The organism is Rugamonas fusca (assembly GCF_014042365.1).
Taxonomy (GTDB): Bacteria; Pseudomonadota; Gammaproteobacteria; order Burkholderiales; family Burkholderiaceae_D; genus Rugamonas; species Rugamonas fusca.
The window spans coordinates 18,241-33,789 of the sequence record NZ_JACEZS010000016.1 but is presented as its reverse complement, the minus strand read 5'-3'; the positions used below and the strand labels follow the sequence as shown (position 1 = coordinate 33,789).

The 15,549-nt window shown below is 66.2% G+C and carries 13 protein-coding genes; 8 read left to right on the top strand and 5 right to left on the bottom strand.

Annotation, left to right across the window (positions count from 1 at the left end; all coding sequences use genetic code 11):
• Positions 1 to 253: 253 nt before the first annotated feature.
• From H3H36_RS17970 to H3H36_RS17945, 6 genes are all read left to right on the top strand, one after another.
• Complete coding sequence (locus H3H36_RS17970) at positions 254 to 424, top strand: hypothetical protein (protein WP_182219476.1); 171 nt, start codon at positions 254 to 256, stop codon at positions 422 to 424.
• 160 nt (positions 425 to 584) lie between these two features.
• Complete coding sequence (locus H3H36_RS17965; protein ID WP_182219475.1) at positions 585 to 1,589, top strand: BMP family lipoprotein; 1,005 nt, start codon at positions 585 to 587, stop codon at positions 1,587 to 1,589.
• Positions 1,590 to 1,659: 70 nt separating this feature from the next.
• Positions 1,660 to 3,189: an ABC transporter ATP-binding protein gene (locus H3H36_RS17960; protein ID WP_182219474.1), complete on the top strand. Its 1,530-nt coding sequence runs from the start codon at positions 1,660 to 1,662 to the stop codon at positions 3,187 to 3,189.
• The gene (locus tag H3H36_RS17955) at positions 3,186 to 4,268 is read left to right on the top strand and encodes an ABC transporter permease (RefSeq protein ID WP_182219473.1); all 1,083 of its coding nucleotides are present in this window, start codon (positions 3,186 to 3,188) and stop codon (positions 4,266 to 4,268) included. The genes H3H36_RS17960 and H3H36_RS17955 overlap by 4 nt, the downstream gene beginning before the upstream one ends.
• A 2-nt stretch (positions 4,269 to 4,270) precedes the next feature.
• A complete protein-coding gene (locus tag H3H36_RS17950) occupies positions 4,271 to 5,242 on the top strand; it encodes an ABC transporter permease (RefSeq protein WP_182219472.1) in 972 nt (323 codons plus the stop codon).
• Between the two features lie 207 nt (positions 5,243 to 5,449).
• A complete protein-coding gene (locus tag H3H36_RS17945; RefSeq protein ID WP_182219471.1) occupies positions 5,450 to 5,614 on the top strand; it encodes a hypothetical protein in 165 nt (54 codons plus the stop codon).
• Between the two features lie 88 nt (positions 5,615 to 5,702).
• Here H3H36_RS17945 and H3H36_RS17940 read toward each other — a convergent pair whose 3' ends face one another.
• Entirely contained in the window at positions 5,703 to 6,089 is a 387-nt protein-coding gene (locus H3H36_RS17940) for a c-type cytochrome (protein WP_182219470.1), read from the bottom strand.
• Positions 6,090 to 6,212: 123 nt separating this feature from the next.
• Between H3H36_RS17940 and H3H36_RS17935 the strand changes: the two genes are divergently transcribed.
• Together H3H36_RS17935 and H3H36_RS17930 are read left to right on the top strand one after the other, a co-directional pair.
• A complete protein-coding gene (locus H3H36_RS17935; RefSeq protein ID WP_229219967.1) occupies positions 6,213 to 7,118 on the top strand; it encodes a transporter substrate-binding domain-containing protein in 906 nt (301 codons plus the stop codon).
• Positions 7,119 to 7,244: 126 nt separating this feature from the next.
• Positions 7,245 to 7,892, top strand: coding sequence for a hypothetical protein (locus H3H36_RS17930; RefSeq protein WP_182219469.1), 648 nt, complete (start codon positions 7,245 to 7,247; stop codon positions 7,890 to 7,892).
• 44 nt (positions 7,893 to 7,936) lie between these two features.
• On the opposite strand, the gene H3H36_RS17925 is transcribed toward H3H36_RS17930, so the two are convergent.
• From H3H36_RS17925 to H3H36_RS17910, 4 genes are all read right to left on the bottom strand, one after another.
• Entirely contained in the window at positions 7,937 to 9,019 is a 1,083-nt protein-coding gene (locus tag H3H36_RS17925; protein WP_182219468.1) for a S1/P1 nuclease, read from the bottom strand.
• Positions 9,016 to 10,242: a phospholipase D-like domain-containing protein gene (locus H3H36_RS17920; protein WP_182219553.1), complete on the bottom strand. Its 1,227-nt coding sequence runs from the start codon at positions 10,240 to 10,242 to the stop codon at positions 9,016 to 9,018. The genes H3H36_RS17925 and H3H36_RS17920 overlap by 4 nt, the downstream gene beginning before the upstream one ends.
• A gap of 8 nt (positions 10,243 to 10,250) precedes the next feature.
• Complete coding sequence (locus H3H36_RS17915) at positions 10,251 to 11,951, bottom strand: bifunctional metallophosphatase/5'-nucleotidase (RefSeq protein WP_182219467.1); 1,701 nt, start codon at positions 11,949 to 11,951, stop codon at positions 10,251 to 10,253.
• A 174-nt stretch (positions 11,952 to 12,125) separates the two neighbouring features.
• Positions 12,126 to 15,545, bottom strand: a complete 3,420-nt coding sequence (locus tag H3H36_RS17910) for a TonB-dependent receptor (protein ID WP_182219466.1) — start codon at positions 15,543 to 15,545, stop codon at positions 12,126 to 12,128.
• Positions 15,546 to 15,549 lie beyond the last annotated feature (4 nt).

The window sequence follows — 15,549 nt, the reverse complement described above, 5'->3', positions numbered from 1 at the left end:
ACCAGTTGAAAATTCCGTGCCGCCGCCACCGTGGGCCGGGCCGGAGATCCGTCTTCGCGCCCGCTGCGTGCGCGGACGCTGGAAACATGTGAAATCCCCCACATTTGCCTTTGCATTCTGCAAAGTAATGGCCATGCTAGCACGTCAATTGCCCGCCAAAATTCATATCAATTTCATATAAATAGCGAAATAAAATCGTATTTGTCGAACATATCGGGGCTGTAGCATAGTAGGGGACGGCCCCGGCACGGGCATGGCCGCCGCCATCCCGGCGCCGCCCCCTGAAACGGAGCCTGTCGTGATCTTTCCTGCAGGCCTAAATTTTTTCCGAACGGACAAAAAAGCAACAGCAATTAAAAATCTTGACAGCAATCCACTGTTGCCGCTCCGCGACAACGGCCCGGCAAGCTTAATCAAAAACTAAGCAAAAAAGGATTGCTGCATCGCAGCATCGGGCCATCGCCATTCCGAGGACAGCCTCTAAATCCGCGCCGCACGGGGCGTCCGAGGCCAGATTAAATGTTGCTAAATTAGATGTTTCGACCAATAAAAATATACAATATCGATCTTCCAGGAGCCTATTCATGAAACTTTTACAATTCAGTTTGACGATCGCGGCGTTTGCCGCGGCTGGCGCATGCGCCAGCGCGTCCGCGGCTGACCCTAAGCTGGGCATCGTGTATGACGCAGGCGGCAAGTTCGACAAATCGTTCAACCAGTCCGCCTTTGAAGGCGCTTCGCGCTTCAAGAAGGAAACCAACATCAATTTCATCGAAGTACAGGCGTCCAGCGACACCCAGGCCGAGCAGATGCTGCGCGGTCTGGCCCGCAAGAACCTGGACCTGATCGCCTCGATCGGCTTCGCCCAGACCCAGGCCGTGCAAAAGGTGGCCAAGGAATTCCCGAAAGTACACTTCGTGCTGATCGACGGCGTGGCGCAAGGGGCCAACGTCAATTCCGTCACCTTCAAGGAGGAGGAAGGTTCCTACCTGGTGGGCGTGGCCGCCGCCATGGCCTCCAAGTCCAAGAAGCTGGGCTTCGTGGGCGGCATCGACATTCCCCTGATCCGCGCCTTCGCCTGCGGCTATGAGCAGGGCGCCAAGGCCACCTATCCGAAAGTGGAAGTGATCCAGAACATGGTGGGCACCACGGCCGCGGCCTGGAACGACCCGGCCAAGGGCGGCGAGCTGGCCCGCTCCCAGTTCGAGCGCGGCGTGGACGTGGTGTTCGCCGTGGCCGGCGGCAGCGGCCTGGGCACGCTGCAAACGGCCAAGGAAAAAGGCAAGCTCGGTATCGGCGTGGATTCGAACCAGAACCACCTGTACCCCGGTTCCATCCTGACCTCCATGGTCAAGCGCGTGGACAACGCCATCTACGACTCGTTCATGCAGATGAAGAACGGCACCTGGAAGGCCGGCGTGACGGCCAAGGGCCTGAAGGAAGGCGGCGTGGACTGGGCGCTCGACGAGAACAACCGCAAGCTGATCACGCCCGAGATCGAAAAGCGCGTGCTGGGCGCGCGCAAGGACATCATCGACGGCAAGGTCAAGGTGATCGACTACCGCGCCGGCAACCACTGCCCCGTTTAATCTCCCGCTTCATGACATGACGCGCCGCCGGGGTGATCCCCCGCGCGGCGCGTTTTAACTACATACTCCTATGCAGCCAGCAGTTGAATTTCGCGCCATCTCCAAGCAGTTTGGCGCAGTGCAGGCGAACGCGGACGTTTCGTTCTCCATCGCCAAAGGGTCCATCCACGGCCTGGTGGGGGAGAACGGCGCCGGCAAGTCGACCCTGATGAGCATCCTGTACGGCTACTACCGCGCCGACAGCGGCCAGATCCTGCTCGACGGCCAGGCCCAGTCCATCCGCACCAGCCAGGAAGCGATCCGGCTCGGCATCGGCATGGTGCACCAGCACTTCATGCTGGTCGAGAACATGACCGTGCTCGATAACGTGATGCTGGGCGCCGAAGGCGGCTTCAAGCTGGCCGCCCAGCGCGCCACGGTGGAAGCGCAGCTGCGCGCGATCTGCACCCGCTACCGGCTCGACGTCGATCCGCTGGCCACCATCGCCGAGCTGTCCGTGGGCGCCCAGCAGCGCGTGGAGATCCTCAAGCAGATCTACCGCAGCGCCAACATCCTGATCCTGGACGAACCGACGGCCGTGCTCACGGCCCAGGAGACGGCGTCCCTGTTCGACATCCTGCGCCTGTTCAAGGAACAGGGCAAGACCATCATCCTGATCACCCACAAGCTGCAGGAAATCCTCGACATCACCGACACCGTCACCGTGATGCGCGGCGGGCGCGTGATCGGCGCCGTGCCCACGGCCGGCACCACCAAGGAGGAACTGGCCAACATGATGGTGGGCCGCCCGATCGAAAACAACCTGCCGCGCGCGCCCTACCATCCCGGCGCGCCCGTGCTGACGGTGGAAAACCTGCAGCTGCAGGACGCCCAGCACGTCCAGCTGCTGGCCGACATCGGCTTCACGCTGCGGGCCGGCGAAATCGTCGCCATCGCCGGCGTGTCCGGCAATGGCCAGAGCGAACTGATGGAAATTTTGGCCGGCATGCGCCTGCCCACCACCGGCAAGCTCACTTACCTGGGCCAGGAACTGCCCTACGGCAGGCGCCACGACGCCGACGGCCTGCCGCTGGCGTTCCGCGAACTGGGCATCGCCCACGTGCCGGAAGACCGGCTGCGCGACGGCGTCGTGAAAAGCTTCTCCGTGATGCACAACACCATCCTCGGCTACCAGGACAAGTTGAAAAACCGCTGGGGCCTGTTCGACTTCAAGGCCATCGCGGCCCGCTGCGCCGGCCTGATGAAAAAGTTCGACGTGCGCCCGGCCAACGGCGACCTGCGTATCGGCCTGCTCTCGGGCGGCAACCAGCAAAAGGTGGTGATCGCGCGCGAAGTGCTGGCGCAACCGAAGCTGATGCTGGTGGGCCAGCCCACGCGCGGCGTCGACATCGGCACCATCGAGTCCATCCACACGCAACTGCTGGCGCTGCGCGACGCCGGCGTGGCCATCCTGCTGGTGTCGGTCGAACTGGAGGAGGTGCGGGCGCTGGCCGACCGCATCCTCGTCATGTGCGGCGGCCGCATCACGGGCGAACTGAAGATAGAGGAATTCGACACCACCCGCATCGGCCTGCTGATGGGGGGCATGCATAAATCATGAACAATCACGACCTGCCACGCTGGGCCACGGCCTTCGTCCTGCCCATTTTGAACCTGCTGTCGGCCATGCTGGTCGCGGCCGGCGTCATCTACCTGCTCGGCGAGAGCCCCACGGAATCGCTGGGCATCCTGCTCCACAGCGCCATCCTCAATCCGGAAGGCCTGGGCTACACGCTGTTTTACGCCTCCAGCTTCGTCTTCACGGGCCTGTCCGTGTCGATCGCCATGCAGGCCGGCCTGTTCAACATCGGCTCGGAAGGGCAAATGTATTTCGGCGGCCTGGGCCTGACCCTGGCCATGCTGGCCTTCGACAGCACGCTGCCCACCTGGGCCCTGATCCCGGCCGCCATCGCCGGCGCCGCCCTGTTCGGCGCGCTGTGGGCCTGCGTGCCCGGCTACCTGCAAGCGAAACGGGGCAGCCACATCGTCGTCACCACCATCATGTTCAACTTCATCTGCGCCTCGCTGATGAACTTCATCATCGTCAAGTACCTGATCCCGGCCGGCGAGCAGAACACGGCCAGCCGGGCGTTTTCCGACGCGGCCGCCATGCCGCTGCTGAACCAGTGGTTCCCCGTGCTGGGCGAGACGCCGCTTAACATCAGCTTCCTGATCGCCCTGGTGGCGCTGGTGATCTATGGCGTCGTCGTCAGCCGTTCGGCCTGGGGATTCAAGCTGCGCACCGTGGGCCAGAACCCGCACGCGGCCCATTACGCCGGCATCCGGCTGTCCAAGATGATCATCACCGTGATGCTGATCTCGGGCGCGCTGGCCGGCCTCGGTTCCGTCAACTCCATCCTCGGCTCGACCCACTACCTGAGCCTGAACTTCGTCGGTGGCGCCGGCTTCATCGGCATCGCCATTGCGCTGATGGGGCGCCAGCACCCGCTCGGCATCCTGCTGTCGGCCGTGCTGTTCGGCGCCCTGATCCAGGGCGGCTTCGACCTGTCGCTGGAAAAACCGAACATCCCGACCGAGACCTTCATCTTCATCCAGGGCTTGATCATCCTGTTCTGCGGTGCGATGGAATACTTCTACGCGCCGGCCATCATCGCCGTCCTCAAGCGCAAGAAAGGCTGACCATGACGTTTGCAGACCTCCACTTAGACAGCGTGCTCGTCTCCACCGTGCGCAACGCGCCCGTGCTCATCTTCGCCGCCATGGCCGGCCTGTTCGCGGAGCGCTCGGGCGTGATCGACATCGGCCTGGAAGGCAAGATCCTGGCCTCGGCCTTCGTCTCGGCCGCCGTCGCCTTCGCCACCCAGAACCCGTGGTATGGCGTGGCGGCCGGCATGGCCGTCTCGGCCGCGCTGGCCATGCTGCAAGCGTACGTGGCCATCACCCAGAAGGGCAACCAGCTGGTGGGCGGCATCGCCATCAATATCGCCATGAGCGGCCTGACCTTCGTGCTGGCCCAGTTCTTCTTCCAGCAAGGCGGCCGCACGCCGGACCTGGGCCAGGCCCGCCTGTTCGACGTGGTGCTGCCCGGTTCGGCCGCCGTCGAGCACATCCCCTTCCTCGGCTGGCTGTACGCGCACCTGATCGGCGGCCACTCGGTGCTGGTGTACCTGGCGTTCGCGCTGGTGCCGCTGGTGCACTGGGTGATCTACCACAGCCGCTTCGGCCTGCGCCTGCGCGCCTGCGGCGAGAACCCGCACGCGGCCGACGCGGCCGGCGTGAACGTGGAGCGCCAGCGCTACCTGGCCATGCTGGTGGCCGGCGTGCTGTGCTCGTTCTCGGGCGCCTACCTGGCCATCGTGCAAAGCGGCTTCTTCCTGCGCGACATGTCGGCCGGCGCCGGCTACCTGGCCCTGACGGCCATGGTGTTCGGCAACTGGCGGCCCGTCTACACCTTCCTTGGCTGCCTGATGTTCGGCTTCTTCGGCGCCGTGCAGATCCAGATCGAAGGCGTGGAACTGCCCGTGGTGGGCCGCATCCCCGGCTCGCTGATCCAGATGGTGCCCTACGTCGTCACCGTGATCGTGCTGGCCGGTTTGATGGCCAAGTCGGTGGCGCCCAAGGCGCTGGGCACGCCGTTCGTCAAATCGCGCTGAGCCGCCGGCCCGGCCAACGCTCGGCGGCGCGCCTGGCGCGCCGCCCTCCCCTGCCGCTGCGACCACTCCCACGCGGCATTTCCCTACGGCACACTACTCGCGGTTCCGCTTGATTTGGCGCGCGCTACGGCGCGCCGCAGCGGGCGTATGATGGTCTTTCGCGATGCCCGTCCCGGCCGTCGCGTCACCACCGCACAGGAGGAAATCATGCCCAAGTCCAGCCAAGGCCACCCGCCCAAGCCCATGCACGCGCCGCCGTCGAAAGTCGATACCGTCACCCAGCAGAAACAGCGGGCCGAACAGTCCGAAGTGGCGGGCCGCCACAAGAACGCTGGCCGCAACGACAACATCGGCCACAAGACCTCGCGCTGACGGCGCCGCGCCGCGACACGGCGGCGCTTCCCCCCGGCGCGCCAGACCGCAGCGCTTCGGCGCTTCAGCGTTTAGACTTTCCGGCGCTCTAGCGCTGCGTGCGCAAATAGGCCAGCAGATCGGCGATCTGCTGCGCATCGCTGATGCCCCAGAAGCGCATGCGCGTGCCCGGCACCACGTCGCTGGGACCGCGCAGGAAGGCGGCCAGGGTCTGCTCGTTCCACACGATGCCGGAGCGGCGCATCGCGTCCGAATATTGGTAATCCGTGGTCGAGGCGGCGCGCCGGCCGATCACACCATTCAGTTGCGGGCCGAAGCCGCCGCGCGCCGACGGCCCGAGCTGGTGGCAGGACGCGCACTTGCGGAACGCGGCCTTGCCCGCCGCCGCATCGCCGGCCGCGTGGGCGGGCGCCAGCACGCCTAACGCCAAGGCGGCCAGCGCGCCGCGCGCGCAAAGAGTTGCTGATCTCGACATGCATGCTCCAAATTCGCGCAGTCTACCACTAACGGGGTGCCGCTTTGACGGAGATCGCTTGCACGACAATAGGGCGGCATGCCACACTGTTGCCGAAGATCACCGCACCCACGACGCAGTTCAATGAGACAAGACGACAATTGGCGCATCCACGCCCGCCGGCTGGCCATGCTGACGATGCTGTGCCTGTACGGCGCCTGGGCCCAGGCCTACGACCGCCTGGTCTACCCCTTGTCGGTGGGCGTGGACAGCCGCTACGAGTACGACTGGGCCGTGCTGCGCATGGCGCTCGACAAGAGCCGCGCCCAGTTTGGCGCCTACTCGCTGCACCAGGCCAGCGCCTCCATGTCGCCGGCCCGCATCACGCAGGAATTGCTGATGCCCACCGGCCATATCAACATCCTCGTGCGGGCCACGGCGCCCGAACTGGAACGGCAATTCCAGCCGGTGCGCATCCCCGTCGACCGTGGGCTGCTGGGCTACCGCGTGTTCCTCGTACGCCGCGACGACCTGGCCCGCTTCGCGGCCGTGCGTACGCTGAACGACTTGCGCCAGCTGCGCGCCGGCCTGGGCAAGGACTGGGTCGACGTGCCCGTGCTGCGCGCGGCCGGCCTGCCAACCGAGGAAGGCTCGGCCTACGAAGGCTTGTTCTCCATGCTCGAAGCGGGCCGCTTCGACTATTTCTCGCGCGGGGCCGACGAGGCCCTGCGTGAATACGACGAGCGCCGTGCCGCCCACCCCAGGCTGGCCATCGAACCGACCCTGCTGCTGCACTATCCGCTGCCACGCTACTTCTTCCTGCGCCGCGACGCGGAAGGCAAGCGACTGGCCGCCCGCATCGAGGCGGGGCTGGAAACCATGGTGCGCGACGGCTCGCTCAACACCCTGTTCCAGCACTACAAGGGCGCCACCATCGCCGCCGCCAACCTCAAACAGCGGCGCGTGCTGACCATCCCCAACCCCACCCTGTCGCCCCACACCCCGCTGTCGCGCAGCGAACTGTGGTTCGACCCGCTCAGCGGCAAGTGACGGCGGCGCGCGCCGCTTGCGTGGACTCACCCCAGGCATGGAACAAATGTTGCAATTTATATATAATTGCGCATTTCGCACGCGCGTGCGCCGTCACGTCCCCCCACACCAACGAGGATTATCGCCATGACTACCACCCACACCTTCATCGGGCGCGCCGCCGCCATGCTGCTGGCCAGCGCGCTGGGCGCGCCCCTGAGCGGCTGCGGCGGTGGCGGCGGTTCGGCGCCCGCCGCCCCCGTCGTCACGCCCACCACGCCCGCCTACCAGCTGGCCGCCAACACCACAGTGCTGACGCCTGGCGTGACCGTTGGCGCGGCCACCTGGCCGGAAGGTTCCACGGCCAGCGGCGGCAACGGCGCGCCGGTGGCCGGCGTCAACTGCCTGGTCACGGAGGACTACCACATCCACGCCCACCTGACGATCCTGCGCGACGGTAACGCGCTGGCCATACCGGCCCACATCGGCCTGCAAGGTTGCGCCTACGAGCTGCACACCCACGACCAGTCGGGCGTGATCCACGTCGAAACGTCCGCCGCCCGCAAGTTCACGCTGGGCCAGTTGTTCGCCGTGTGGGGCCAGCCACTGAGCCGCAGCAACGTGGCCGGCATCAGCGGCCTGCCCGTCACCGTGCTGTTCAACGACAACGATACGGTGCTGGAATGGACTGGCGACATCGGCGCGCTCGAACTGACCAGCCACCGTTCCATCACCATCGAGCTGGGCACGGTCCAGCACACGGTGCCCGCCTACCGCTGGGATAGCAGCCTGTAACGCCTCCTGCAAGCGGCCCGCCAGCGGCCGCCTGCATCGCTCCCTCAGGGCCAGATCGCCCGCAGCAGCGCGGCCAGGTGATAGCCCGCCTTGGTCAGCTGGCTGCGGGCGATGGCTGAACTGGGCAGCGGATAATCGTCCGGCACCGTCAAGCCCCACACGTCATAGACTTCGCCATTGCGGCCCGTCTGGTGGGCGATGGCGCCCGGCGTCGCCTCGCCATAGGCCAGCTTGGCCACGGCCAGTCCATCGTCAGCCCACTGGTAAGGCCAGCTCACGGGCGCGCCCGTGTTGGCGGCGACGGCCGGCTGCGCCGCGATCATCGCTTGCGCGAACTGCCTGGGCGTGCGCGTGCCGCTGCGGCGGAACGCGTAATCGACCACCGTCGTGTCCCAGTAAGTGTGGAAAGGCTGGGTGGGCGACTTGGGCGGCGTCCACGCCGGCGGCTCGTCGGCCGGACGCGGCAGCGGCGGCGGGATCAGGCGCGCGCTGGCGGCGCCCATGCGCGCATCGTCGAGCAGCAGGCTGTTGCCGCCGCGCGCGTCGAACATGTTGACCGCGTCAACCTGCCCATGATGCTGCGGCACCACGAAGCCCCCGTCCCGGCCCACGTAGGCCGCGCCCACGTGCAGCGGCTGGTGGATGTCGCCCACCAGGTGCACCACCAGCAGCAGCGCCTGGCGCTGGCTGAAGTGGTGCGGGTTGCTGGCGTCGTCGTCACGGCCCTGCAGCACGGCGATGGCCTGCTTGAGCGTTTGCACGAGGTCGTCGTCGGCCGTGCCCACCGCGTGGTCGCGGTAGTGGGCGAGCTGGAACGGCACGTCCGTGTAGTGGTACTGGCTGTGGTGCGGATTGGCGGCCGTGTAGGCTTGCATCTCGGCCGTCTGCGGGCCGCAGAACGTGCCCTTCACGCAGTCGGCCCAGTTGGCCGCCTGCTCCAGCGTTTCCCCCGGCAGCAGCAGGTCCGCCACGTGGCGCCCGGCGGCACTGTCCGCGATCAGCTGGGCAGCCATGGCGGCCACGGCGCGGTGGCCGTCGCTGCCCCAGGCCAGCGCATTGCCGGCCATGCTCGCGCAGGCGCCGGCCAGCGCGGCCGCGACCACCAGCCGCCTCGATGCGCGCTTCATTGCGGGCTGCCCTTGGCCGGCTTGGGATAAACCTTGTTGATGTCGAGCGGCTGGGCGTAAGACGAGCTCCAGGTCTGCTCATGCAGGGCGGCCAGGCGCTGCGCCATTTTCTCGTTGCGCATCACGACCTCCAGGTTGCGCGACAAGTCCATGTAGCCGCCCGCCCAGTTGCTGGTGCCGACCCAGGCCAGCTTGTCGTCGATCACCATGATCTTGCTGTGGATGACGCGCGCGAACGGAATGAAGCCGCTGGCCGCCACCGGCAAGGTCACCACCCGCACTTCCACGTTGGGCAGCAGGGCCAGGCTTTTCAGGTACACCTGCTCCGGTTCCTCCAGGTTCCAGTTCGATACCAGCAATTTGACCTTCACGCCGCGGTTGGCCGCGCTGCGCACGGCGTTGTCGATCACGGCGTAATACGGGCGCGTGCCCTTGGGGCCGTAGCTGAGCGGCGCATAATCGAGCAGCTGGATGCGCACCTCGCGCTGGGCCGACGCCAGCAGGGCCGGCAAGCCCGTCTCCGAATCGCCCACGCCGGCCGGGTTGTAGCGGTTGGGGCTGGCCAGCAGGAAGGCGTCCTGGTTCAGGTCAGCGGCCACGGTCTGCGCGTTCAGCACGGGCGCGGCCAGGCCCTGGGCCGCCAGCGCCTGGGCGCGCCAGTCCTGGTCGAACACGGCCTGCACCTGGGCCACGATCTTCGGCTCCGTGATGCGCAAGCCCGTCTCGTGGATATGCTCGAACGAGCGCCAGTCGAAATTCTGGCTGCCCACGTAGGCCGTGGCGCGGTCCACCACCATGTATTTGGCGTGCAGGATGCCGTTGCCGGTCAGCTGGTTGAAATCGATGATGTGCAGTTCCAGGTTGGGAATCGCCTTCAGCCGCTCGATGGTGGCCGCGTCGGACAGCCGCACGCCCTTCTGGTCCAGCAGGAAGCGGATATGCACGCCGCGCCGGCCGGCCGCCTCCAGCCGGGTGAGCACGCGCTCGAACGCGCTGCCGGCGTGGCCGACGACGTAGAACTGGCCCAGCACGATCTCCTTGCGGGCCTGGTCGAACAGCTCGCACCAGACGGTGGCCGGATCGCGCAGGTCGGCGTTGGCCAGCGTCGTTTCGCGCGGCGCCGTTTGCACCAGTTCGAAGCCGGGGATGGTGAACGCCGCATGGGCCAGCGAGGCCGTGCCCAGCAGCGCGGACAATATCAGGGTAGAAGACAGACGACGCATCATGGTCCTTATGGTTGCGGGGCGCGCTGGATGCGGCCCAGGGATTGCTTGCTGCCGGCCGGCTGGTGCAGCTCGTCGCGGCGGGTCAGGTAGGCCGCCACCGCGTCACTCAGGTAGATGCCGGTATTGGCGCGTTGATGACCGCTGGTGAACGTGGGGAAGAAGTCGCCCCCTTCGGCCAGGAAGTTGTTGGTGGCCACGCGGTACGGGCTGTCCGGCTCCAGCGGCACGCCATGCAGGGTCACGCTGCCCGGTACCACGCGGCTGCCCACCGGCAGGTTGGGATTCCACTGGTAGCTGAAGCCATCGGACACTTGCAGCAGCGGGCGCGTGCCGCCATCGCCGCCCTGCCATTGCTGCTCGAGCAGCGTGGCGATCTGGGCGCCCGTCAGGTTCATCACCACCACCGTATTCACGAACGGCAGCACGGTGCGCACCTGGCCCATGGTGACGCGGCCATCCGGGCCCGCCGCCAGGTCCTGGCGCATACCGCCCAGGTTCATGAACGCGAGCTGGGCGCCGAACGGCGCGCCCGCTTGCAGCATGGCGTCGGCCACCAGGTCGCCCAGCGGCGACTCGTCCACGTCATCCTTGTCCAGCGGGACCACGGGCACGGCCAGCCGCCCCACGGGACGGGCCAGCGCGGCCGCGCTGCGGGCGCGGGCGCGGGCCAGGTAAGCGTCCAGCGCCGGATCGGGCCGATAGCGGCCCGGCAGCATCACCTCGTTGCTGGCGCTGATGGCGCGCACCCGGTTGTCGGCCGTGTCCACCGTGAGCCGGATGCGCGACAGCACATGGCCGGCCGTCTCGGCCTGGGTCACCACGCGGCCATCCACCTGGCACAGGTAGCCCTTGTGCGAGTGGCCGCTGATGACCAGGCGGATGGCCGGATCGAGCCGCTTGACGACGTCCACGATGGGGCCCGTCAAATGCTCGCAGCCCGGCTGGTCGAAATAATCGGTGGTGCGCCCGCCCTGGTGGATCAGCACGACGAACACGCCCACGCCCTGCTTGCGCAATGCCGGCAGCTGCGCGTTGATGGCGCTGGCCTCGTCGGTGAAATCGAGCCCGCTCACGCTCGAGGGCAGCGACAGCGCCGCCGTATCCTTGAGCACGGCGCCGATGAAGGCCACGCGCACCCCGTGCGCCGTCTCGATCTGGTAAGCCGGCATGATGGGTTTGCGGGTCACCATGTCGATCACGTTGGCGGCCAGGTAGTTGAAATGGGCGCCGCCGTAATTGGGCGCGAACTGGCACGCCTTGTCGGGGCGCGGCGACACGCAGCCGCCCTTCTGCTGGCGCAGCAGTTCGGCGCGGCCCAGGTCGAACTCGTGGTTGCCGAGGGCGCTGGCGCGCAAGCCCAGCAGGTCGAGCGCGCCGATGGTGGGTTCATCGGCCCACATGGCCGAGATGGACGGGCTGGCGCCCACCAGGTCGCCGGCGCCCACCAGCAGCAATTCCTGATCGTCCTGGCGCCACGCCTGCAGGGCCGCGCCCAGCGTGTCGATGCCGCCGGCCTGCGCCGTCGTCTCGCGCCGCGCCCGGGCGCTGGTGTAGGTGAAGGAACTGGGCTCGAGGTTGCCGTGGAAATCGTTGAGCGCCACCAGGTTGATGACGGCCGTGTGCGGCGGTTGTTGCGGCGCGCTGGCACAAGCGGCCAGCAGGGCCGCCAGCGCGGCGGCGGCCAAGGGACGAAGGAAAGTATTCATCGCAAACTGCATCAGTGAGAAGCGAACATTGTACAGGCGGAAAATCGGGGACGGACCCCGGTTTTCCAATGCGGAAAAATAGGGGTCCGTCCCCGATTTTCCGGCTGCCACGAAGAAAAAACGGCTGATGTCGCCATCAGCCGTCCGGTCTTGCCTAGCTACGCATCGGTACGCTTAGAACTCGTACTTGACGGTGGCCTGGATCGCCCACTGGGATTCGCCTTTGACCTGGCGGGTATCCAGCGTTTCCACGTCACGCACCTTGTAGATGTAGCGGCCTTGCGCATCCAGGCCCACGTAGTCGACGAAGCTGCGGGCCTGGCCGCCGGCGGGCTGGAAGCCCACTTCGTTGATACGGCCCCACTTCTTGTTCAGCAGGTTGCCGAAGTTGAAGATGTCGAACGTGAACGAACCCTTGTGGTCCTTGAAGAAACCAGGGATCTCCTGCTTGATGCGCAGGTCGATCGAGTTGGTCCATGGCGAGAAGTCCGAGTTGCGGCTGACGATGCCGCCGGCCGCCTTCTTCAGCACCGGGTTGGCGTTGACGATGGACCAGAACTTGTCTTCGTTGGCGTGGCTGGTGGCCGTGTCGCCGGCAAACACCACCTGGCCCGAACCGGGCGCGGACGGGATGTACATCAGGTCGTTGCCGCCCTGGGTGTCGCCGTTCAGGTCGTTGTTGAACGTCCAGCTGTAAGGCTTGCCGCTGCGGCCTTCATAGAACATGCCGAAGGTGGTCTTGTAGGAACCAAAGAAGCGCTTCTGGAAGTTGACCAGGGCGTTGATACGGTTCTTGACCAGGTAGCCCGAGTTGGCCGCCACTTCCTCGTTCGGGTTGAACACGGAACGGCCGTTGAAGTTCGAACCCGAGGTCGACGAGGTCAGCGGCGACACTTCCGTCGCGTCCGAGTAGGTGTACGACACCGACCAGTTCAGGCCATTCGTCATCGGACGGCTCAGCGACACGGTGGCCAGGTTGCTGCGGCCCTTGTCGGTGCCGGTGGCCACCATCACGTTGCCGTAGTCCTTGTTGCTGAGCGCCTTGTTGCGGGCGCCGGTGCAGGTGGCGCCGTTGTTGATCATCACGCCGGCGTTGGTCCAGCAAGCGGGGTTGTAGCCTTGCGCCGTGTAGTACAGCTCGCGGCCGTCGGTGCCGATCTTGGTCGGCGCACCCAGGTTCAGGTTCTGGTAGTAGATGCCGTCATGCACCTTGGTGTTCAGGTACTCGGCGCCAAACACCAGGCCGAACCATGGCAGTTCCGTGTCGAACGCAATGTTGGACTTCCACACGGAAGGCTGCTTCAGGCCGGGCGCCAGCGCGTCCACGTTGGCCACGTTGTTCACGCCCGGCAGGCTGGTGAGCTGCTTGTTGATGTCGGGGCTGAAGTTGCCATCCGTCGTGGGGCAGGCGCCCGAGCCGCCGCACACCACGTTGTGGGTGGCCACGCCGGGGTTGGAGAACGGGTTGGACAGCCAGACGGTGGCCGCCGCGCCCTGGAACAGGCCGGTGCCGCCGCGCACCTGCATCTGGCGTGCGCTGTCGAAGGTGTAGTTGAAGCCCACGCGCGGCTGCCACAGTTGCTGGCCGTCGAAGGTGGTGGTGTTGTCCAGGCCAAAGCCGCCAGTCTGGCGCGCGCCCGTAGCCGGGTTGCCGGCCACCATCGGTGCTGCCACGGCCACGTTGCGCAGCGGATGGCCATCGACGTGGGCCGAATCGAGGCGCACGCCATAGCTCAGCGTCAGGTTCTTGGTGGCGCTCCAGGTATCCTGGGCGAACAGGCCGTAGTTCTTCATGCTGAACCGGGCCACGGCGTCGTCCAGCGTCAGGCCCGTGTTCGGCACTTGCAGCGTGTACGACGAAGGACGGCCGCGGCTGAAGTTCTCCAGCACGGCTTGTTCGATCTGGGCGTTGCTGGCCTTGCCGCAGTCGAGCTTGCCGGCGCCGATGAACGAGTACGCCAGGTTGTTGATGCACTGGAAGGTGTAGTTGCCCCAGATGTTTTGCAGGAAGGCGTTGTAGACGTCGTTCTTCTGGTAGTCGCCGCCGAACTTGACTTCGTGGTTACCCAGCGTCCAGTTGGCGCCCAGGTAACCATCCTTGGTCTTGGTGCCCAGGATGTTGCGGTGGCGGCTGTTGTCGGTACCGAACGACAGCGTGCGGCTGGACGTCGGCACGCCGGCCGGCGTGCCGTCCGGCGTGGGGCCGGTGAACGTCAGGTTGATCAGCGGCAGCTGCGCGTTCAGCGTTGGCACGCTGTCGTAGTCGCGCGAGGACAGCTTGACTTCGGTCGAGAAGGTGGGGGTCCAGTCGGCGGTCCACTGAGCCACCTTGGTCTCGATGGTCTTGCCCTGGTTGAACCATTCCGAGTTGAGCGAAATGCCGGACGCGTTCAGGCCGGAGAATTGCGGTTCGTCCTGCTTGGTCTTGGCCCAGCGGAACATGGCGCGGTGGCTGTCGTTGATGTTCCAGTCCAGCTTGACGAGGCTGTCGTCCACGTTCAAGGCCGAGTTGCTGGGTTGGGCCGAGGTGCCCGCGTCGAAGCCATACTGGTTCTTGGCGATGGCGGTGGCGCCAGCGATGGCCGAGTTGGTGATGCCGACGTTGGTCAGGGGGCTGCCGATCGGGCCGAAGGCGGGTGCGGCGCGGGTCGATTCCAGCTTCTCATAGGCCGCGAAGATGAACAGCTTGTCCTTGATCAGCGGACCGCCCACCGTGGCGCCCTTGGTGGTTTCCTTGAACGGGGCCGGATCGTAATAGCTGTCGGTGCTCGAGTTGTAGCGCTTGCCAGCCAGGCGGTCGTTGCGGAATACATAGTAGGCGCTGCCATGCACCTGGTTGGTGCCGGACTTGGTGACGGCGTTGATGTTGCCGCCCGTGTAGCCCTTCTGGGTCACGTCGTAGTTGGCCACGTTGACCTGCACCGACTGGATCGCCTCGATCGAGATCGGCTGCTTGGCCGTCGGGCTGCCGTTCGACTCCAGGCCGAAGGTGTCGTTGACGGCCACGCCGTCGATGGTCATCGAGTTGTAGCGCGAGTTCTGGCCGGCCACGGACATTTCGCCGCGTTCCTTGTCGGTCTGCGACACGCGGGGGTCGGCGCGCGCATAGTCCTGCAGGTTGCGGTTGATGGAACCCTGGATATCGAGCTGGGTACGGCCGATGCTGGTGCCCGTGCCCATGGTGGTGCGCGAGAAGGTCTCGGAACGGCCGCCGGCGGAACCGGCGATGGTCACCGTTTGCATGGCTGGCGCGCCCAGGGTGGCGTCCACGTTGGCCGTCTCGGCCAGTTGCAGGTAGACGTTGTCGCGCTTTTCCGTCACGCCGTCCTTGGTGATGGTGATCGTGTACGGACCGCCGGTGCGCAGGCCGCGCGCCACGTAGCGGCCTTCCGCGTCCGTCACCACATTGTTGACCGTACCGGATTCGGTATGGACGATGGTGACGACGGCACCACTGGCCGGCTTGCCGTCGGCAGCCGAGATGCGGCCGCCGATGGCCGAGGTGGTGTTTTGCGAGAAGGCAGGCGCTGCCGCGAGGGCGATGGACAGGCTGAGCGCGATCTGCGTCAGCCGGAGCCGTTTGTGATCAATCATGGTG